Source organism: Rhodoferax ferrireducens (assembly GCF_031458075.1).
Classification (GTDB): domain Bacteria; phylum Pseudomonadota; class Gammaproteobacteria; order Burkholderiales; family Burkholderiaceae_C; genus Rhodoferax_B; species Rhodoferax_B ferrireducens_A.
This window is the reverse complement of sequence record NZ_JAVDXT010000002.1, coordinates 916,757-936,253: the sequence shown is the minus strand read 5'-3', so window position 1 is coordinate 936,253 and position 19,497 is coordinate 916,757. Positions and strand designations below refer to the sequence as shown.

Here is a 19,497-nt window from a genome sequence, read left to right as displayed (position 1 = left end):
CGCTTATAGATCGCCAGGACGCCATATGTCAAAAATCGAAAACACTACAAGACCCGAAACCGAACAAGCAGACGTAGAACAGACGACAACGCTAAACACCGGGCTGGCTTCGGATGCAATGGCACGCCGTCGGATGCTGTTGAAAAGCCTCAGCAAGGGTTCTTCCGTAGTTGCGGCAGCGGCCATTCCTATGCACACACTGGCAGGTACTGGCTCTCTGGCCGTTACCGCCAATGGCAAGCGCTGCACCATTTCCGGCACGATGTCCGGAGTCCATTCGCAAGAAACCATCAAGGCGGTCTGCGTGGGCTACAGCCCTGGCTACTACAAAATGATCTCGCACTGGCCAAATTACAACTCAACGACAGGTGTGGCCACCAATTCGGTCAATGGAAAAACATTTACGCAAACCACGTCTTTTTCAACGATATTCGGTGGCGGTAGTGCATCAGGCTTGCTGTACATCATGCAAAACAATCCCAGCTCTGACGAGTTTCATTGGATTGCTGCATTACTGAATTCCCTGCCCGGTTCACCTGCTACGAATTTTCCATATACCGCCTCTGAAGTACTAAATCTGTACACCAACAATTACGCAAATGCATTGAAGTTCTTCAAGGACTACATGGAAGTGCATACCTGATCCAGATCGAGAGAACTACCGTATTTCTGCCAACCTAGTGAGCCACACAGCATACAAAATAAATCCTGCGGCAAGCCTGCATTGGGCTTCTTGGGATGACGAGTATGTTGTTTTCGACGAAGGCTCGGGACAAACCCATCAGATGGATTCAGTTCGGGCATTTATACTGAATACTCTTGTAGAAAAATCCCGTAGTTTCAACAATCTCGTCTCAGAATTGACAAGTACGTCGTCTCTAGCTGACAGCGACCAGCTAAACGACTTGGTCGAGAAAATACTGAATGAACTGTGCACGCATGGCTTAGTGGAAGCATTTAACGAGTGAAATTAGAAGAATTAAATTTTCTCGAGATCCAACATAGACTCCAAAGCAATGGGCTGATTTTAAAAATCGGCCCATTTTCATTTCGAATCCTATCGCCGATTGACTCGATCGCAGAAGGCTTGTATACGCTGTACGGCAACTACACCGTATTGGACGAAAGCCATTTTGTAGATTACAGCGTCACCATTGCCTCTGGCTCGGGCTGGCGTCGCTGGGCGCGTCGCCAAGCCATCTTCAAATTCGATGGAATGGAACCATTCATTCCATTGCCTGAGGACCATGCGTTTCCCTTGTTGGAATGGTCAATGAACTGGTGCATCTCCATGCACGCTCACCATTACCTGATTCTTCACTCTGCTGTGATTGAAAAAGAAGGATGCGCAGTCATCCTGCCCGCCCCTCCTGGATCAGGAAAAAGCACGTTGTGTGCGGGCTTGGTGAACCGTGGCTGGCGCCTGCTGTCGGATGAACTAGCCCTCATCTCACTCACCGACACATCGATTACGCCATTGGGCCGTCCTATCAGCCTCAAGAACCAATCGATTGACGTCATTCGTCGCTACGTGCCCGGAGCCATATTCAGCAAGGTCGTACACGACACGTCCAAGGGAAGCGTGTCTCTGCTCAAAGCCCCCTCCGCACATATCGACCGCATCCAGGAAACGGCCCGTCCTCGCTGGGTTATTTTCCCCAAGTACATGGCGGGGGCCACAGCTCAGATGACCCCTCGCTCCAAGGCCAATAGCATGCTGGAGCTCGGCCGCAACGCATTCAACTACATGGTGTTGGGACTGAAGGGCTTTGAAGTGCTGTCAAAAGTCATAGACGAAAGTGATTGCTACGACTTCCGCTACAGCCAACTCGATGATGCAGTAGTGGCGTTTGATGCGCTTGCCGCCAGGAGGAATGCGTGAGCGCAAACCTGCTTACCGCTGTCTGGGCCAAGACCGACTGGCGTCCCGCGTTGTCGGTTCACGAATGGGAATCTTTGCTCGGCCAAGCCCGTCAGGCCCGACTACTTGCCCGCCTGGCATGCCAACACATTGACAACAGCCTCTTGGATGACGTGCCAATCGGCCCGCGCGTTCATTTGGAAGGCGGACTGCGGTTAGCCGAACGCCAGCAACATGAAGTTCGCTGGGAGGTTGACCGTATTTCCAGAGCATTACGTGGAATAGAAGGCCCCGTGGTGGTGCTAAAGGGTGCGGCCTACCTGATGGCGAACATGGCCGCTGCCCGCGGACGCCTGTTTGCGGACATCGACCTGCTGGTACCGCGGGCACAAATTGAAGCCGTAGAAAACGCCTTGTTTGCCGCTGGCTGGATTTCCGACGAGCGCGATGCCTACAACCAAAGGTATTACCGGCAATGGATGCACGAAATTCCGCCGCTGCGGCACGTGCACAGAGACTCTTTCATTGACCTGCACCACACAATCACACCACCAACCTCTCGCTTTAATGTAGATGGTGACAAATTGCTGCGCGACGCAATGCCGCTACCCGGTTATCCGGGGCTGTACATACTCGCGCCGGTAGACATGGTGCTGCACAGCGCCGTACACCTGTTCCAAGAAGGCGAATTCGGCCATGGATTACGCGATCTATTGGACCTGCGCGACCTATTGAACGACTTCAGCCACCAAGCGAACTTCTGGAGCGCATTAATTGAACGCGCTGAAGTACTTGGTCTCCAGATTCCGCTGTTCCATGCCCTCTTTCAACTTCGGCGTCTACTGGACTTTCAGACGCCGGAACATCTACAGAGCCGGTTGGATCAGCTAGGCCCTAATCGGCTTTCAAGGGCATTGATGGCATGGATGCTGGGCCTAGCGCTACAACCCGACCATCCAAGCTGCGACAGCCGATGGACAGGCCTGGCACGCTGGCTTTTGTACGTACGCTCCCACGCGCTGCGCATGCCCTTACACCTCCTGATTCCGCACTTGCTGCGCAAATCCTGGATGCGGCGCTTCCCCCCAAAAACCTAAACCGCTTCTAGCGCGGTCGCGAGTAGGCCGGACATCCAAACGACAATTTACCAGCTGGGATTCAACCAATGAATTTTGGGGTAATCATGGAATACATAAGAATACAGAAAACCCAAACTCCGGACTTCTGCGGGCTTCCAACTCCCTGCTGGCAATAGTCAATGCATCTCGGCCACAAGGCTATTCTGATTGCGCAACAACTCCATGAAAGCATGTTGTGGAAGCGGCTTATGGTACAGAAATCCTTGCATGACGTCGCATCCAGCATTCTTTAAATACCGCTCTTGAATTCGGGTTTCCACCCCTTCTGCAATAAGATTCAAACCAAGACCACGTGCAATGGAAATAATCGCCAAAACCACAGGAAAATGCGCACCCACATCCTGAATTTCCATTACAAATGCCCGATCAATCTTGATGGTATGTATAGGGAACCTGTGCAAATAAGACAATGAAGAATAGCCCGTGCCAAAATCATCAATGGCAACACTGACACCCAATTGCCCGAGTTTATCCAGCTGCTCAATCGCAACCTGTGGATTACGGATGCAAATATTTTCCGTTACTTCAACTTCAATTTGCTTGGGTTCAATATCATGACGAATAAGCGCATTTTTTAAGTTGTCAAAAAAATCACCACGATCCAAGTACTGCGGAGAAAGATTGAGTGACAAACATATTTTATTATCACCAACCTTATTCCACTCCTTCAGATCATGGCAAATGGCCTCAAGCATCCAATCGCTAATCGGAATCATCAATCCATTTTCTTCGGCGAATGGCAAAAACTCCCCCGCGCTTAAGAAGCCTCGCTCAGGATGGTTCCAGCGCATGAGAGCCTCAGCCCCCACGACTTTATGCGTCATCACGTCGACTTGCGGCTGGTAATACATCTCCAGCTCACCTTGCTCAACTGCCAAGTGCAAGCTATGTTCAAGTGCAATTCTCTGCGTGGCGGCATCCAGCATCGAAGCATCAAAGAAGACATGGCCATTCTTGCCTTGGGTCTTCATTTGGTACATCGCGACATCCGAGTGGCGTATCAACTCATCCACGGTCGAACCATCGAACGGATAGACCGCGATTCCAATACTCGCAGAGATGTGTACCAATTGGTCCGCGAGCGCAAATGGCTGCCGCAAAGATTCAATAAATTTTTCGGCAATCAACGCGGCATCGCGTCGATCTGTAAGATCGGCTAGTACCACCAGAAACTCATCTCCACCCAATCGCGAAAGGGTGTCACAGCGGCGTAAACAGGCTTTCAGCCGAGAGGACACCTGTTGCAGTAACTCGTCCCCAACGCCATGTCCGAGCGTGTCATTCACAATTTTGAAACGATCTAAATCGAGAAACATCACTGCGAGATTTGACTCATTGCGTTTTGCCTGCAATAGCGCAAGACCAAGGCGGTCTCGAAATAGTGCGCGGTTGGGCAGTTGGGTCAAAATATCGTGAAAAGCTTGGTAATTGATCAGCTCATCAGCCCGCTTGCGCTCGGTGATGTCACGCGCAACACCATAGGTTCCCCAAAAGGCCTTCTGCCGGTCCAGCTCAGAATTTTGTAAATCTTCGGTACTACCAAAGGTAATATTTGTCAGCTCATGGCTAAATGTGCGTTGGTCATTGGCGGTATGGCGAGATTTCAATCGGAGTTCAACATTGCGCGATAGCCGATGGTCATCTCGGCACTCCTTGAAAACATAGTGAGCCCGGTCTAGGTCATCCTCATGTACCAGCACTGAAAAATGTTTACCCAGGATTTCATCACGGCTAAATCCCAGCAATTGGTGTGCACGGTCATTGACAAAGGTAAAACGCCCTTCATGGTCCAGCGTGTAAATAATATCTGGCGAGCTATCAACCAGATAACGATAGATTCTCTCGGACCGCTCCAGCCGCAAGGCAATGCGCTGGTTTTCCGCCTTCAGACGACGCTGCTGCAAGGCATTGTCAACTGCCTTCAGTAATTCCTCTCGGCTATAGGGCTTGCGAAGATAGTCATACGCGCCACGTTTGAGCGCACCAATGACTGCATCAATACCCCGTGCACCGCTGGTGACGATTACGTTGCAACCGGTTTTCTGTTGGTTCATGAAATCCATGATTTCATGCCCCCCGATGTCGGGCAGATGCAGATCCAGGATTACCAAATCAAAAGGCCCTCGCCGCAGATGCTGGATCGCATCCCCTCCGTTGGCTGCACTGGTCAACAAATAACCACGCCCTTTGAGCAATTCATTCAGGCTGCTGAGGATTCTTGGTTCGTCGTCCACCAGTAAGACCAATACCGGCGACTCCACTGAGTCTGGCAGTGACGTGTAACCAACCGGGAAATTTAATTCCAAACCGTTTGCAGCATCACTCAAATTTGACAAATCAGACTCCATCCTTGGTTGAAACCGAAGAAAACCCGTCCAATACAGAACTACGGATTGGAAATAAAATTTCAAATACCGTTCCTGTTTTAGAACTTGTGCAACTTATAAATCCATCCATTTTCTCAACCAAGCTATTCACAATGCTTAAACCCAACCCCCTATTTTTGCCAGGTTTCTCGCTCACCACGGGTGTAAAAATCTTGGGTAAAACAGCCGCCGGAATGCCGGGGCCATTGTCTTTTACATACAAAGCCAATACTTCGCGCCCATTACGTACAATCTGCCCACCATTTACCACCTCAATCAGGCCGCCATAGGGTAGTGCCTCCACGGAATTTTTGAGAAGATTCACCAGCACCTGTTTCACCAAATCACTGGATGCATCGATTTCATAAAAATTCTCGGACAATTGCGTACCGATATGTACCGATGCGGGTAAAAATTTACTTTCTCGAAACAAACTAACCAACTGCTTGATGATTTTATTGATATCCGTCGGTTGCTCCTGGATTTTGGGTTCCGCACCACTAAATTCATCCAGAATGTTTCCGATACGGTCAATTTCCTCATTCAGTATCGATAGCTCACCGGACACTGGCTCTTCTCGAATTAATTTTTCATCCAGAACACTCAGATAGTTTTTTATAATTGCGAGTGGATTGTTTATCTCATGGACCACACGATGAGCGTTTTCACGATAATCCTCTTTGATCCGTGCAATACGCCGGTCAATCTCGCCTTGGTCACTGGCTGCTGCGGCCAGCGCAGCCCCAACCTGCAAGCCAAATGTGTGCAGCAGGCGCTCGCGACGCTGTAGGTCAGCTAGTTGCCAAGACCGCACACCGCACACCATCACGCCAAAGCACTGTGCTCCGTCGGCAAAGGGGATGCAGACCAGGCAATCGGCACCAAATATTCTCAGCAATTGCTCTTCCGGTACGCTCAGAGCGCCGCCGGCACGATCCAGAAAGCCCAGCTGTCTTTGCCGAACCGTTGCGGCAATTCCGCTGCGATTTTCCAAGAGACTGATAGAAAACTCGGCCAAGCGCTGGCGTCGATCACCCGATGCAACTGCGACCAGAGACTGCCCTCCACCATTCATCAGCAGGATGATGCTCTCGTCCACATCAAACAGAATCCGCGCGTTGTGGCGAACAGAGTTGAGCAACTGGGTATCGCCCTTTTGCCGGGCGAAAGACTGCCTCAGCTCCGCAGCCAAGGTCATATCCAGAACAGCGTTCGTGAGCGGCCCTGGTTGAGACGGATTGGCCGCTGGCTCTCTGGGGCTATCCACGGCGGGAACCGGCATGGCGTCCGTCCCGGACAAATCTATTCCGAGAAATGAAGCGGATTTTTTAACTTGAGCCGCCGCCCCTTGCATGATGAGCAGCATGGTGTCATTAGACAGCTGGCAAAGAGCGCCTGCCTCCGCCGGCATTAAGGCATCCGACGGTTGATTCGCCATCCAGTTGGCCAGGTGAACGATACGAATCAGCGCATGGGCAGTTTCTATGCGGGCTGCGGCCTCATGGTGGTAGAGAATGCTGTCCGCCATGAACGAATCCAAGTTCCATCGCTCCACCAGCCATGCACCGGCTTCCGCATGGGAAATTTGCAGGGTTCGAATTTCCACCGCGCACAGGTTTTCGTCGTCCTGGGCTAGAAAATTGAAGCCATATTCATTTGGCGCCACGGCCATCAATGCCAAACGTCCAACATCGTGCAGCAGTCCCGCCAGGTAGGCTTCCTCGCTATGAAGATAGCCCATCTTTTTGGCAACTTCACGGGCAATGACGGCGGTCGTCAAGGCGTGCTTCCAAAAACTTCGCATGTCACGGCTGGCCGAGCTGGAAAAACCATTGAAGGTATGTCGCACCGATTCGCTGATGATGACTGTCTTGATGACGTCGGCACCCAAGATGCTTAGCGCCTGGACCAGCCCCACCTTTTGCTCACCACGGTAATAGGCAGCATGGTTGGCCACATTCAGAACCTTGCTGGTCATGCCCGCGTCATTGGCGATCAGCTTGGCCAGCTCGGCCATGCCAGCATCATCCGCCTGGCAAAGTTCAAGCAGTTTGAACAAAATTTCTGGCATCGCAGGCAATCGCGCCACCAGCAGACGATTCCGAATATCTTGATCAGATTGAGCCATTTTCCAAACAGGTACGCTTCTGGTTTCCGTCAATTTAGCCAAGCCATCGACTGCTGCTAGCAAGCTCTTCAAGCGAATGGCCATCCAAGACATGCTCGCGCAACTCTTACATCACTCTGCTCAAAAGCAGTGCGGGCATCCCCTGGAGATACTTCATTAAGAGCAACGGATTATGCGCATCAACCTGGTACCTATCCCAACGGCGCTGGCAATTTACATGATTTGAATGCCAATATGAATTTTGTTACTCTTTTTACATTCAGATGATACTGCCATAAGAATGACAGCATTGCACCACTTCCACAGACACCCTCGATGAGCGGACTATTTCACGCCTAACGTTGCGAAATCGCTGAACCCGCTGTAGACAAAATGCACGCATAGCCAGGCCAGCGGCAGACCGATACGAAGTGCAAAAAGCAAAAGCCCCTGACTTTCACCAGAAAATCAGGGGCTTGTGAGACGCCAAGCAAGGCTGCAAAAAGCACTACATATTGTCGATCATTACCTGGCCGAAGCCAGAGCAGCTGACCTGCGTTGCGCCCTCCATCAGGCGAGCGAAGTCGTAAGTCACCTTTTTGCTGGCGATGGATTTTTTCATCGACGCGATGATCAGGTCAGCGGCTTCGATCCAGCCCATGTGGCGCAACATCATTTCGGCCGACAGAATTTCCGAACCGGGATTCACGTAATCCTTACCGGCGTACTTGGGGGCCGTGCCGTGGGTGGCTTCAAAGCAAGCCACGGAATCGGACATATTCGCACCCGGCGCAATGCCGATACCGCCGACCTGGGCGGCCAGCGCATCAGACACGTAGTCGCCGTTCAGATTCAGCGTGGCGATCACGCTGTACTCGGCGGGACGCAGCAGGATTTGCTGCAAGAACGCGTCGGCAATCACGTCCTTGACGACGATCTCCTTGCCGGTCTTCGGGTTCTTGAACTTCATCCACGGGCCGCCGTCGATCAGTTCGGCACCAAACTCCTTTTGTGCCAGTGCGTAGGCCCAGTCGCGGAAGCCACCTTCGGTGAACTTCATGATGTTGCCCTTGTGCACGATGGTCAGGTTGGGCTTGTTGTTGTCGATGGTGTACTGCAAAGCCTTGCGCACCAGGCGCTCAGTGCCTTCGCGCGACACCGGCTTCACGCCAATACCCGAGGTATTGGGGAAGCGGATTTTCTTGACGCCCATCTCTTCCTGCAGGAACTTGATCAGCTTCTTGGCCTTGTCGGACTCGGCTTCGAATTCGATGCCCGCGTAGATGTCTTCCGAGTTCTCGCGGAAGATCACCATATCGGTCTTGTGCGGCTCCTTGACGGGCGAAGGCACGCCATCAAAGTACTGCACCGGGCGCAGGCAGACATACAGGTCCAGCTCCTGGCGCAAGGCCACGTTCAGGGAGCGGATACCACCGCCCACAGGCGTGGTCAGCGGGCCTTTGATGGACACCACGTAATCACGTACAGCATCCAGGGTTTCCTTGGGCAGCCATTCGTCCGGGCCGTAGATCTTGGTGGACTTTTCGCCTGCATAGATTTCCATCCAGTGGATCTTTTTCTGGCCGCCATAGGCCTTGGCCACCGCTGCATCCACCACCTTCAGCATCACGGGCGTAATGTCTTGCCCGGTGCCGTCGCCCTCGATGAACGGAATGATCGGCTGGTCTGGCACGTTGAGGGAGAAGTCCGCATTGACCGTGATTTTCTGGCCTTCAGCGGGTACTTGGATGTGCTGGTACATGGAAATCGAGACTCCAGTAGATGTAAAGATGGGGGAATAAATGCGTAGCAGGCAGCACAGCATGCTTTTGCAAAAGATTCTAGTCTTTAATCACAAGCTGCCATGGTCGGCGGCTGGCCCATTTGGCAGTGCCAGAATGCAGACCAAAAGCTCGCAGCAAGTTTAATTTTTGCACCACATTCCATGAAAAAACTGATCCACTCCTTCTGCTTTTCCTTGTCCTTGGTGTGCGCCGGCATAGGCTCGGCCAGCGCACAAGATGCCCCACAAACCAACCTGCCCCGCATCACGCTGACGGCCGGCATCCACCAGATCGACACCCAGTTGGCGCTGACGCCCGACCAGCGCCAGATCGGCCTGATGTTCCGCAAGGAGATGCCGCAGCAGGAAGGCATGCTGTTCGTCTTCGAGCAGCCCGCCACCCAGTGTTTCTGGATGAAAAACACCATCCTGCCGCTGACCGCCGCGTTTGTGGAAGACGACGGCTCCATCGCCAACCTGGCCGACATGAAGCCGCAAACCACTGACTCGCACTGCTCGACCAAACCGGTGCGCTATGTGCTGGAAATGAACGTAGGCTGGTTCGCCAAGAAGGGCATCAAGGCCGGCAGCAAACTCGGCGGCAAACCCTTCGAGCAAGCCAAATAAAAAAAAGCCCGTCACAGACGGGCTTTTTTTCAGGGCGCTAAAAAGCTCAGGCGAAATTCTTTTCCGCGAATTCCCAGTTCACCAGCTTGTCGAGGAAGGTTTCGACAAACTTGGGGCGCATATTGCGGTAGTCGATGTAGTACGCGTGTTCCCACACGTCCACGGTCAGCAGTGCTTTGTCGGCGGTGGTCAGCGGCGTGCCGGCGGCGCCGGTGTTGACGATGTCGACCGAGCCGTCAGGCTTCTTCACCAGCCAGGTCCAGCCGGAACCGAAGTTGCCCACAGCCGACTTGACGAAAGCTTCCTTGAAAGCCGCGTAGGAGCCGAACTTGGCATTGATTGCCGTAGCCAGCGCGCCGCTGGGTTCACCGCCGCCCTGGGGCTTCATGCAGTTCCAGAAAAAGGTGTGGTTCCAGATTTGAGCGGAATTGTTGTAGATGCCGCCGCTGGACTTCTTGATGATTTCTTCCAGGGTCAGCGATTCAAACTCGGTGCCCTTTTGCAGATTGTTCAGGTTGACCACGTAGGCGTTGTGGTGCTTGCCGTGGTGGTATTCCAGGGTTTCCTGGGAATAAGCAGGCGCCAGAGCGTCGATCGCGTAGGGCAATGGGGGCAGGGTATGTTCCATGTTTTTCCTCGTGGGTTGGTGGTTAACGGGTGGATTGTAGAAACTAATTAAGGCGCGTCTGTAGGACACGAAGATCAACCTCACCATCGGCCAGAATGGCGGTTGCCGAGCGCCCTTCGGCGGTCTGTCCGACGCGGGTGATCGGCAGGCCTTCGGCGCTGCGCAGCAAAGCATAGCCGCGCTGCAGCACCAGCTGCGGGTCCAGCAGCGCCAGGCCGCGGCCTGCACGGTCCAGGCGCTCATGGCGCTGGCGGATTGCCTGGCTTACCTTGCTAGGAAAATCGGTCTTCAGCGCTTGATGGCGGGCCTTCTCCCGCTCTACATTCGATAGCACCGCATAACGCAGCCGCTGCGCCTGCTGGCCCAGATGCCATTGCTGGCGCGCCACCAAGCCCGAGGGCCGTCCCAGGCGCTGGGCCGCGCTGTCCAGGCGCTGGGCCTGGGTATCGAGTTTGCGCTGCACGGCATCCTGCAAACGCTGCCCAGCCAGCGCCAAGGCGCCCAGCCAGACCTCGCGCGGCTGGGCCGCCAGTTCGGCCGCCGCCGTCGGCGTGGGGGCCCGCAAGTCGGCCACAAAATCGGCAATGGTGAAGTCGGTCTCGTGGCCGACGCCGCTGACCACCGGCACCGGGCTGTGGGCGATGGTGCGGGCCAGTTGCTCGTCGTTGAAGCCCCACAGGTCTTCCAGCGAGCCGCCGCCGCGCACCAGCAAGATCAGGTCTATCGTCACGTTTTGAGAGGAATCGGCCTCTGGCGCAGATTCAGCCTGCGTGTACCGGTATAGATTTGATAGCGCTTTAACCAGTTCACCGGGTGCAGCTGCGCCCTGCACCAAGGCCGGCGCCAGCACCACCGGGATATGCGGCACGCGCCGCTGCAAGGCCGACACCACGTCGTGCAAGGCCGCCGCCCCCAAGGACGTGACCACGCCAATGCCGCGTGGCAGCAGCGGCAGCGGGCGCTTGCGCGCCGGATCGAACAGACCTTCAGCCTCCAGCTTGGCCTTGAGCTGCAAAAACTGCTCGAACAAGGCGCCCTGCCCGGCCCGGCCCATGCTTTCCACGATCAGCTGCAAGTCGCCGCGCGGCTCGTACACGCCGAGCCGGCCACGCACTTCCACCAGTTCGCCGTCACGCGGCGCAAAGTCCAGCAGGCTGGCCGCGCGGCGGAACATGGCGCAGCGGATCTGGCCTTGCGCGTCCTTGAGATTGAAGTAGCAATGCCCGCTGGACGCGCGCGCGAAGCCCGAAATCTCGCCGCGCACCGCGACCGGATTGAAGCGCGCCTCCAAGGCCTCAGCAATGGCGCGGCACAGCACGCCAACCGGCCAGATTCGTGGCGCCAATGCTGGGTTTTGCAGGCCAGGCATCAGCTTTGGCGCGCGGTTGCGCGAGTTTTGCCTGCGAAGTGCTCCACAGGCCTGATGTCCCCAATGCGATTCATTAGCAAATGCGAAAAAACACCCGATTGCGCCGAATTAATGTGGTAAGTGCTTGATTTCAATTGGATTTTTTCTGCTTAAATTTTCATCGAAGTGTCACAAGCCCGCATGGACGCTGGATTTCAGCGCTGCGCGCAGAAGTTCTTCACAAAGTTATCCACAAGAAATGTGGGTGACTACGGCGTCGGCAGCTTGCCACAAGTTGCTGGCCGCAAGAGCTTCGGGCTAAGCCATAATCGCGAATCTGTAACGAGTTGCGCTACGTGCAAGTCCTGTCTAAACCACGCGGAGAGCTATATTGTTTTCGATCATACAAGCCGCAGGCTGGCCCATCTGGCCCTTGGTTGCCTGCTCCATCCTCGCGTTGGCGTTGGTGATTGAGCGATTCCTGAGCCTCAAAACCTCCAAAATCGTCCCCCCCAAGCTGCTCAACGAGGTGCTCACCGTCTCGCAGACCAGCATCCCGGCGCCCGGCATCGTGAACCAGCTGGCGCAGAACTCGTCGCTGGGCGAAGTACTGGCCAGCGGCCTGCGGGTGCTCAACACCCACCCCCGCTGCAGCGACGACGATGTGCGCGACGCCATGGAGAGCGCCGGCCGCTCGGTGGCCCACAAGCTGGAGAAATACCTCAGCGCGCTGGCCACCATCGCATCCGCCGCCCCGCTGTTGGGACTGCTGGGCACGGTGATCGGCATGATCGAGATTTTCGGCTCCCAGGGCAATGGCGGCGGCATGGGCGGCAACCCGGCCCAACTGGCGCACGGCATCTCGGTGGCGCTGTACAACACCGCCTTCGGCCTGATCGTGGCCATTCCCTCGCTGATCTTCTGGCGCTACTTCCGGGCCCGGGTGGACGAATACCTGCTGACCCTGGAGATGGCCGCCGACCAGTTCGCCCGCCACCTGAACGCCGTCCGCAAACGGGGCTGAACGGAGATATTGCGACCATGAACTTCCGCCACCGCTCCCGCGAAGAGCCCGAAATCAACCTGATCCCGTTCATCGACGTGCTGCTGGTGGTGCTGATCTTTCTGATGCTGTCCACCACCTACAGCAAGTTCACCGAGCTGCAGATCACCTTGCCGGTGGCCAATACCGACGCCCAGCGCAACTACCCCAAGGAAATCATCGTCGCCGTGGGCAGCGACGGCCGCTACGCCATCAACAAAAGCCCGGTCGAAGGCCGCAGCGTCGATGCCCTGTCCCTGGCCCTGGCGAACGCCGCCAAGGGTGGCAAGGACATGGTTGTCATCATCAGCGCCGATGCCAGCGCCGCCCACCAGTCGGTCATCACCGTGATGGAAGCCGCTCGGCGATCAGGCCTGAACCAAATCACCTTTGCCACCCAGGCCACCCCCAAGTAAGCCCATGGGGCTGGAAGCCACCCTGCTGCGCACCTGGCGCTCCCGCGGCGCGCTGGCCTGGCTGCTGTGGCCCTTGTCCCTGCTGTACGGCCTGCTCGGCGGCCTGCGCAATCTGCTCTACCGTCTGAACTGGCTGCACACCGGCCGCGTGCCGGTGCCGGTCATCGTGGTCGGCAATGTGGTGGCCGGTGGCTCCGGCAAAACCCCGGTAGTCATGGCCCTGGTGCGGCACTGGCAGGCACGCGGCATAGCGGTGGGCGTCATCTCGCGCGGCTACGGCCGCAGCAGCACGGATTGCCGCGAAGTCCTGCCCGACAGCCTGCCCGCCGAAGTCGGCGACGAGCCTGCCCTGGTGCGCCGCAGCTGCCAGGTGCCGGTATTCGTGGCCCGCCAGCGGCTCGAAGCGGCCCAGGCGCTGCTGGCGCGCTATCCGCAGACCCAGCTCATCGTCTGCGACGACGGCCTGCAGCACCGCGCACTGCACCGCGACCTGGAAATCTGCATCTTTGACGACCGCGGCGTGGGCAACGGCTTTCTGCTGCCCGCCGGCCCGCTGCGCGAAGCCTGGCCGCGGCCGGTGGACCTGGTGCTGCACAGCGGCGCCCAGCCCGCGTTTGCCGGCTTCCGGGCGCGGCGCGCGTTGGCCGATTACGCCGTGCAGGCCGACGGGACGCGCCGCCCGCTGGCCACGCTGCGCAACACGCCACTGCGAGCGGTAGCGGCCATCGCCCAGCCGGAGAGCTTTTTCAGCATGCTGCGCGCCGCGGGGCTGGAACTGGAAGCAACCGAAGCCCTGCCCGATCACTACGATTTTGATAGCTGGTCGCGCACAGAACATCTACGCCAGACCGTTATTTGTACCGAAAAAGATGCGGTGAAGCTGTGGCACCACCAGCCGGACGCCCTGGCCGTGCCCTTGCGGGTGGAACTGGAGCCCGGCTTCCTGGCCGCACTCGACCAACGGGTCGATCCCTGGCTATCATCGCCCCCTGCGCGCACTTCTGCGCTGACCTGATACCAACCAGAATTCACCCATGGATAGCAAACTTCTCGAGCTGCTGGTCTGCCCCGTCACCAAGGGCCCGCTGCAATTCGACCGCGAAAAACAAGAGCTGACGTCGCGCAGCGCCCGCCTGGCCTACCCGGTGCGCGACGGCATCCCCATCCTGCTGGAAAACGAAGCCCGCACCCTGAGCGACGAGGAGCTGGGCCTGTGAGCTTCACCGTCCTGATCCCGGCCCGCCTGGCCTCGACCCGCCTGCCGAACAAGCCGCTGGCAGCCCTGGGCGACGCGCCCATGGTGGTGCGGGTCGCGCAGCGCGCGATGCTGTCGCAGGCCGCGCGCACCGTGGTCGCCTGCGACAGCCAGAGCATCCTCGAAGCCTGTCAGGCCCACGGCGTGGAAGCCATCCTGACCCGCAACGACCACCCGTCCGGCAGCGACCGCCTGGCCGAAGCCAGCCAGCTGCTGGGCCTGGCCGACGACGCCATCGTGGTCAATGTGCAGGGCGACGAGCCGCTGATCGACCCGCAGCTGATCAACGAAGTCGGCGCCCTGCTCTTGCAGCGTCCGCAGGCCAGCATGGGCACGGCGGCGCACACCATCGACAGCCTGGCCGACCTGGCCAACCCGAATTTCGTCAAGGTGGTGCTGGACGCCCAGCAGTACGCGCTGTACTTCAGCCGGGCGCCGATTCCCTGGTGGCGCGACGGCGCCACGCCCGACCACAGCTTCCGCGCCCTGCCCGACCCGGCGCCGCTGCGCCACATCGGCATCTACGCCTACCGGGCCGGATTTTTGCGGCTGTTTCCGACCCTGCCGCAGGCGCCTATCGAGGTGACGGAAGCCCTGGAGCAGCTGCGCGCGATGTGGCATGGCCACCGCATCGCGGTGCACGTCACAGCCCATGCGCCGGGCGCCGGCGTCGACACGCCGGAAGACCTGGAACGCGTAAGCAAACTGTACTGAAGCCTCTGGTATCCTCTGACGGAATGAAGCACGGCGGTAGTTCTCGGACTGCCAGTTGTGCCACGTGGTTTTAAACACTCCGAGGAATTTCCATGAGACTGATTTTGTTGGGCGCACCCGGCGCCGGCAAGGGTACGCAAGCCACCTTCATTTGCCAGAAATACGGCATCCCGCAAATCTCCACTGGTGACATGCTGCGCGCTGCCGTCAAGGCCGGTACGCCCCTGGGCCTGCAAGCCGACGCGGTCATGAAGTCCGGCGGCCTGGTCAGCGACGACCTGATCATCAACCTGGTGAAGGAACGCCTGGCCCAGCCCGACTGCGCCAATGGCTGCCTGTTCGATGGATTCCCCCGCACCCTGCCCCAGGCCGACGCCATGAAGGCCGCCGGCGTCAAGCTCGACTACGTGCTGGAAATCGATGTGCCGTTCGACGCCATCATCGAACGCATGAGCGGCCGCCGCTCGCACCCGGCCTCCGGCCGCACCTACCACGTCAAGTTCAACCCGCCCAAGGTCGAAGGCCTGGACGACGTCACCGGCGAACCGCTGATCCAGCGCGACGACGACAAGGAAGAAACCGTGCGCAAGCGCCTGGAGGTGTACAGCGCCCAGACCCGCCCGCTGGTCGACTACTACTCCAGCTGGGCCCGCAACGAGCCCGCAGCCGCCCCCAAGTACCGCGCCATCAGCGGTACCGGCACGGTGGACGAAATCACCGCCCGCGCGTTTGCCGCCCTGGCCGCCTAAAGCGCTGACGCCAACCCCAAAAAGCCGCCGGGTGCTGAGCCCGGCGGCTTTTTTCATGGGGCGGCTAGCAGCTCCAGCAGCAGCGCAATCCGCGCCTTCACCGGCGAAAGGCCTTGCGCATCGGGAATCGCATCCGCCGGCATGGCCTGCACCCGGCCAAACACGCAGCGGGTCGAGCGCAGCACCCGCACCCCGGCCGCCATGGCGCGCAGCAGGGCCGCCTGCAAGTCCAGGTGCAGCGTGCCATTGCCGGTGCCCGCCACCACGATGCCGCGCACGCCCTGGGCCACCAGCGCATCCACCAGCAGACCGTTCGCCCCGGCGTAGTTCAGCACGATCTCCACCCGCGGCCAGTCGCTGGCAGCTGCTGCGCTGATCACTATGTTTTTGATAGCTTCTCGCGTAATCTCTACCTGCGCTGGAGGCCTATTTTCCGTATAAAAATCGATGGCAGACGGCCAGGGCCGGAACAGGCGCACCCGCCCTTCTTCCACCACCCCGAACAGGCCGGCCTCGCCCGACGAGAACGCATCCACCTTGTAGCTGTGCACCTTTTGCACATCCTGCGCGCCGTGGATATTGCCCGCGCAGACCGCCAGCACGCCGCGTGCGCCCGGGGTGCTGGCCACCGCCATCGCATCCAGCAGGTTCTGCGGCCCGTCCGGCACCAGGGCGGTGGCCGGGCGCATCGCGCAGGCCAGCACGATGGGCCTGGCCGGGTCCAGCACGGCCTGCAGAAAGTAGGCGGTTTCTTCCAACGTATCCGTGCCATGGGTGATGACGATGGCCGCCACCTCGGGCTGGGCCAGCCAATAAGCGCAGCGCGCGGCCAGCTGCTGCCACAGCGCAAAGCCCATGTCCTTGCTATCCACCTGGGCCACTTGCTCGGCCAGCAGACGGAACGCGCCGTCCTGGAAGCCGCCTATCGACTCCAGCAGCTGGGCCACGCCCACCTCGCCGGCGGTATAGCCGATGTTGTCGCCCGCGCTGCTGGCCCGGCCGGCAATCGTGCCGCCGGTGCCCAGCACCACGATGCTGGAAGGCTTGGTGTCCAACGCGCCTGAATTTACTGCCATGGCTTGCAAACTTTCAAAAACTGGTTAAAAATACAGCTACTGGATATTAAAACAGCCAGCCCGCTAAACTAGCACGGAGTCACCCATGGATCTGCCAGCGTTCCCCGCCAAACTCACCGCCCGCCAGCAACAGATTCTGGACCTGATCCAGTCGGCCATTGCCCGCACCGGCGCACCGCCTACCCGGGCCGAAATCGCCAGCACGCTGGGCTTCAAATCGGCCAACGCCGCCGAAGAGCATTTGCAGGCCCTGGCCCGCAAAGGCGCGATCGAACTGGTCAGCGGCACCTCGCGCGGCATCCGGCTCAAGAGCGACACCCTGCGCTCCATCAACGAATCCCGCTTCCAGCACACCCTCAACCAGCTGGCCCTGCCGCTGATTGGCCGGGTGGCTGCCGGCTCCCCGATTTTGGCGCAGGAACATGTGGACCAAACCTACCACGTAGAGGCCAGCATGTTCCGCCACAAGCCCGACTACCTGCTCAAGGTGCGCGGCATGTCGATGCGCGACATCGGCATCCTCGACGGCGACCTACTCGCCGTCCAGTCGGCCAGCGATGCCAAGAACGGCCAGATCGTGGTGGCCCGGTTGGGTGAGGAAGTCACCGTCAAACGCTTTCGCCGCAACAAGAACCTGATCGAGCTGCTGCCCGAAAACCCCGACTACGCCACCATCGTGGTCGAGCCCGGCGAGAGCTTCGCCATCGAAGGGCTGGCCGTCGGCCTCATCCGCAACACCCTGCTGATGTAAGCCCGCAGCGCCAACGCACAGCCATCCTGTCCATCCGCATCCAGCACACCATGTCGTGGGAGTTTCATATGGGAATCGCATCGTTTTCGCCTACCGGTCTGTTCGGCTCGTTCCAGGGCCTGGTCGGTTGGTTCAACCTCCATTCGGCCAAGACGCGCAGCCTGCGCCAGGCGCTGGCGCTACGGCCCGGCCCGGCCCGCGGCAATGCCTGCGCCAGCCACGCCAGTGCGGCTCCGATGCGTGGTGCCTGCCCCAGCTTGCATCCCGCAACGCCTCTGCGTCCGTTGCGCCCCTTGCGGGTGCTGCGCGTGGTCGATGGGCCGCAGACTCCGGCCAACGCAGGCCGCATGCTGATTTCGGGCCGCATGGCCGATGTCTGCGCCGAGCTGGACCGGCTGGCCGCCCTGGAATCCGGCCCGCGCGCCCTGCTGCAGTAAGGCTTGGCTACCTGGCTCTGCGCACCCCGGCGCGCCGGCCGGCCCGCAGATAGCCCACCAAGGCACATTTGCCGCCGGCTGCGGCGCTTATTAGATACATACAGGTACAGGCAGGCATCGGCGCCAAGGCACAATCGGGGGATGAATATTGTGATCCTTGACGACTACCAAGATGCCGTTCGCAAACTCGACTGCGCCATCAAGCTGGAACCTTATGCAGCCAAGGTGTACACCAATACCGTCAAAGGCCTGGGCCAGCTGTCGGTACGCCTCAAGGACGCCGACATCATCGTGCTGATCCGCGAGCGCAGCCAGCTGAACCGCCAGCTGATTGAGAAGCTGCCCCGGCTCAAAATGATTGCCCAGACCGGACGCATCGGCTCCCACATCGATATCGCAGCCTGCACCGAGCGCGGCATCGCCGTCGCCGAAGGCGTGGGTTCGCCCGTCGCGCCGGCCGAACTCACCTGGGCGCTGATCATGGCATCCACCCGGCGCCTGCCCCAGTACATCAGCAACCTCAAGCACGGTGTCTGGCAGCAGTCGGGCATGAAGACCGCGTCCATGCCGGCCAACTTTGGCATGGGCACGGTGCTCAAGGGCAAGACCATGGGCATCTGGGGCTATGGCCGGATTGGCCAGATCGTCACCACCTATGCGCGGGCCTTCGGCATGCGGGTGATGGTCTGGGGCCGCGAGACCTCGCGCACCCGCGCACTGGCCGATGGCGTCGATGTGGTGGAAAGCAAGGAAGAGCTGTTCGAGCAGGCCGACGTGCTGTCCCTGCACCTGCGGCTCAACGACGAAACCCGCGGCATCGTCACCCTGGACGATCTGCTGCGCATGAAGCCCACCTCCCTGCTGGTGAATACCTCGCGGGCCGAGCTGATCGAGCCCGATGCCCTGCTGGCCGGCCTGAACCGCGGCCGCCCTGGTATGGCGGCGGTGGACGTATTCGAGAGCGAACCCATCCTGCAAGGCCATGCGCTGCTGCGGCTGGAGAACTGCATCTGCACGCCGCACATCGGCTATGTGGAACAAAACAGCTACGAGATGTACTTCAATGCCGCGTTCGATAACGTGCTGAACTTCATCAAAGGCACGCCGACCAACATCGTCAACCCAGGCGCACTGCAGGTTCGTCGCTAGATTTTCCATAGCACTCTGCGCACAGAAATCCTGCGCAAACCGCCTAAAT

General features: G+C 58.5%; 20 protein-coding genes. 14 read left to right on the top strand and 6 right to left on the bottom strand.

The window, feature by feature from the left end; genetic code table 11:
• Positions 1-25: 25 nt before the first annotated feature.
• The 4 genes from J2X19_RS13330 to J2X19_RS13320 are packed head-to-tail and all read left to right on the top strand — an operon-like array spanning position 26 to position 2,958.
• Complete coding sequence (locus J2X19_RS13330) at positions 26-643, top strand: hypothetical protein (protein ID WP_125473937.1); 618 nt, start codon at positions 26-28, stop codon at positions 641-643.
• Between the two features lie 37 nt (positions 644-680).
• Positions 681-968: an HPr-rel-A system PqqD family peptide chaperone gene (locus J2X19_RS25915; RefSeq protein ID WP_165830823.1), complete on the top strand. Its 288-nt coding sequence runs from the start codon at positions 681-683 to the stop codon at positions 966-968.
• On the top strand, positions 965-1,882 hold the full coding sequence (locus J2X19_RS13325; protein WP_310373789.1) for an HprK-related kinase A: 918 nt from the start codon (positions 965-967) through the stop codon (positions 1,880-1,882). The genes J2X19_RS25915 and J2X19_RS13325 overlap by 4 nt, the downstream gene beginning before the upstream one ends.
• Positions 1,879-2,958 carry a nucleotidyltransferase domain-containing protein gene (locus J2X19_RS13320; protein WP_310373787.1) on the top strand — a complete coding sequence of 360 codons (1,080 nt, stop codon included), beginning with the start codon at positions 1,879-1,881 and terminating at the stop codon, positions 2,956-2,958. Before J2X19_RS13325 ends, J2X19_RS13320 begins: the two co-directional genes overlap by 4 nt.
• Before the next feature lie 158 nt (positions 2,959-3,116).
• Here the strand turns inward: J2X19_RS13320 and J2X19_RS13315 are convergent, their stop codons facing one another.
• The 3 genes from J2X19_RS13315 to icd all read right to left on the bottom strand — a co-directional run bounded on the left by J2X19_RS13315 (position 3,117) and on the right by icd (position 9,241).
• Positions 3,117-5,336 carry a putative bifunctional diguanylate cyclase/phosphodiesterase gene (locus J2X19_RS13315; RefSeq protein WP_405048647.1) on the bottom strand — a complete coding sequence of 740 codons (2,220 nt, stop codon included), beginning with the start codon at positions 5,334-5,336 and terminating at the stop codon, positions 3,117-3,119.
• A 1-nt stretch (position 5,337) separates the two neighbouring features.
• Positions 5,338-7,578 (bottom strand): HDOD domain-containing protein, encoded by a 2,241-nt coding sequence (locus J2X19_RS13310; protein ID WP_310373783.1) that lies wholly within the window; start codon positions 7,576-7,578, stop codon positions 5,338-5,340.
• Between the two features lie 403 nt (positions 7,579-7,981).
• Complete coding sequence (gene icd / locus J2X19_RS13305) at positions 7,982-9,241, bottom strand: NADP-dependent isocitrate dehydrogenase (RefSeq protein WP_116606559.1); 1,260 nt, start codon at positions 9,239-9,241, stop codon at positions 7,982-7,984.
• 177 nt (positions 9,242-9,418) lie between these two features.
• On the opposite strand from icd, the gene J2X19_RS13300 reads away from it, so the two are divergent.
• Entirely contained in the window at positions 9,419-9,883 is a 465-nt protein-coding gene (locus J2X19_RS13300) for a DUF192 domain-containing protein (protein WP_310373781.1), read from the top strand.
• A 46-nt stretch (positions 9,884-9,929) separates the two neighbouring features.
• Here J2X19_RS13300 and J2X19_RS13295 read toward each other — a convergent pair whose 3' ends face one another.
• Positions 9,930-10,511 carry a superoxide dismutase gene (locus J2X19_RS13295; RefSeq protein ID WP_116606285.1) on the bottom strand — a complete coding sequence of 194 codons (582 nt, stop codon included), beginning with the start codon at positions 10,509-10,511 and terminating at the stop codon, positions 9,930-9,932.
• Positions 10,512-10,554: 43 nt separating this feature from the next.
• Entirely contained in the window at positions 10,555-11,880 is a 1,326-nt protein-coding gene (gene xseA, locus J2X19_RS13290; RefSeq protein WP_310373777.1) for an exodeoxyribonuclease VII large subunit, read from the bottom strand.
• 370 nt (positions 11,881-12,250) lie between these two features.
• On the opposite strand from xseA, the gene J2X19_RS13285 reads away from it, so the two are divergent.
• From J2X19_RS13285 to adk, 6 genes are all read left to right on the top strand, one after another.
• A complete protein-coding gene (locus J2X19_RS13285) occupies positions 12,251-12,883 on the top strand; it encodes a MotA/TolQ/ExbB proton channel family protein (protein WP_116606283.1) in 633 nt (210 codons plus the stop codon).
• Positions 12,884-12,900: 17 nt separating this feature from the next.
• Complete coding sequence (locus tag J2X19_RS13280) at positions 12,901-13,317, top strand: ExbD/TolR family protein (RefSeq protein WP_092755514.1); 417 nt, start codon at positions 12,901-12,903, stop codon at positions 13,315-13,317.
• A gap of 4 nt (positions 13,318-13,321) precedes the next feature.
• Positions 13,322-14,332: a tetraacyldisaccharide 4'-kinase gene (gene lpxK / locus J2X19_RS13275; protein WP_310373773.1), complete on the top strand. Its 1,011-nt coding sequence runs from the start codon at positions 13,322-13,324 to the stop codon at positions 14,330-14,332.
• A gap of 19 nt (positions 14,333-14,351) precedes the next feature.
• Positions 14,352-14,534 carry a Trm112 family protein gene (locus J2X19_RS13270; RefSeq protein ID WP_116606281.1) on the top strand — a complete coding sequence of 61 codons (183 nt, stop codon included), beginning with the start codon at positions 14,352-14,354 and terminating at the stop codon, positions 14,532-14,534.
• Positions 14,531-15,286, top strand: coding sequence for a 3-deoxy-manno-octulosonate cytidylyltransferase (gene kdsB / locus J2X19_RS13265; RefSeq protein WP_310373770.1), 756 nt, complete (start codon positions 14,531-14,533; stop codon positions 15,284-15,286). The genes J2X19_RS13270 and kdsB overlap by 4 nt, the downstream gene beginning before the upstream one ends.
• 92 nt (positions 15,287-15,378) lie before the next feature.
• The gene (gene adk / locus J2X19_RS13260; RefSeq protein WP_116606279.1) at positions 15,379-16,035 is read left to right on the top strand and encodes an adenylate kinase; all 657 of its coding nucleotides are present in this window, start codon (positions 15,379-15,381) and stop codon (positions 16,033-16,035) included.
• Between the two features lie 53 nt (positions 16,036-16,088).
• On the opposite strand, the gene J2X19_RS13255 is transcribed toward adk, so the two are convergent.
• Entirely contained in the window at positions 16,089-17,111 is a 1,023-nt protein-coding gene (locus J2X19_RS13255) for an asparaginase (protein WP_310373766.1), read from the bottom strand.
• An 85-nt stretch (positions 17,112-17,196) separates the two neighbouring features.
• Between J2X19_RS13255 and lexA the strand changes: the two genes are divergently transcribed.
• The 3 genes from lexA (at position 17,197) to J2X19_RS13240 (ending at position 19,448) form a co-directional block, all read left to right on the top strand.
• The gene (gene lexA / locus J2X19_RS13250) at positions 17,197-17,862 is read left to right on the top strand and encodes a transcriptional repressor LexA (RefSeq protein WP_310373764.1); all 666 of its coding nucleotides are present in this window, start codon (positions 17,197-17,199) and stop codon (positions 17,860-17,862) included.
• 68 nt (positions 17,863-17,930) lie between these two features.
• Complete coding sequence (locus J2X19_RS13245) at positions 17,931-18,299, top strand: hypothetical protein (protein WP_116606276.1); 369 nt, start codon at positions 17,931-17,933, stop codon at positions 18,297-18,299.
• Between the two features lie 141 nt (positions 18,300-18,440).
• Positions 18,441-19,448: a D-2-hydroxyacid dehydrogenase family protein gene (locus J2X19_RS13240; RefSeq protein WP_116606275.1), complete on the top strand. Its 1,008-nt coding sequence runs from the start codon at positions 18,441-18,443 to the stop codon at positions 19,446-19,448.
• Positions 19,449-19,497: the final 49 nt, after the last annotated feature.

Excerpts from the sequence above, each read along its gene's own strand:
- J2X19_RS13330 (WP_125473937.1), top strand. The coding sequence starts at position 26 with ATGTCAAAAATCGAAAACACTACAAGACCCGAAACCGAACAAGCAGAC.
- J2X19_RS13310 (WP_310373783.1), bottom strand. The coding sequence starts at position 7,578 with ATGGCCATTCGCTTGAAGAGCTTGCTAGCAGCAGTCGATGGCTTGGCT.
- J2X19_RS13300 (WP_310373781.1), top strand. The coding sequence starts at position 9,419 with ATGAAAAAACTGATCCACTCCTTCTGCTTTTCCTTGTCCTTGGTGTGC.
- J2X19_RS13295 (WP_116606285.1), bottom strand. The coding sequence starts at position 10,511 with ATGGAACATACCCTGCCCCCATTGCCCTACGCGATCGACGCTCTGGCG.
- xseA (WP_310373777.1), bottom strand. The coding sequence starts at position 11,880 with ATGCCTGGCCTGCAAAACCCAGCATTGGCGCCACGAATCTGGCCGGTT.
- J2X19_RS13280 (WP_092755514.1), top strand. The coding sequence starts at position 12,901 with ATGAACTTCCGCCACCGCTCCCGCGAAGAGCCCGAAATCAACCTGATC.
- lpxK (WP_310373773.1), top strand. The coding sequence starts at position 13,322 with ATGGGGCTGGAAGCCACCCTGCTGCGCACCTGGCGCTCCCGCGGCGCG.
- J2X19_RS13270 (WP_116606281.1), top strand. The coding sequence starts at position 14,352 with ATGGATAGCAAACTTCTCGAGCTGCTGGTCTGCCCCGTCACCAAGGGC.
- adk (WP_116606279.1), top strand. The coding sequence starts at position 15,379 with ATGAGACTGATTTTGTTGGGCGCACCCGGCGCCGGCAAGGGTACGCAA.
- J2X19_RS13255 (WP_310373766.1), bottom strand. The coding sequence starts at position 17,111 with ATGGCAGTAAATTCAGGCGCGTTGGACACCAAGCCTTCCAGCATCGTG.
- lexA (WP_310373764.1), top strand. The coding sequence starts at position 17,197 with ATGGATCTGCCAGCGTTCCCCGCCAAACTCACCGCCCGCCAGCAACAG.
- J2X19_RS13245 (WP_116606276.1), top strand. The coding sequence starts at position 17,931 with ATGGGAATCGCATCGTTTTCGCCTACCGGTCTGTTCGGCTCGTTCCAG.
- J2X19_RS13240 (WP_116606275.1), top strand. The coding sequence starts at position 18,441 with ATGAATATTGTGATCCTTGACGACTACCAAGATGCCGTTCGCAAACTC.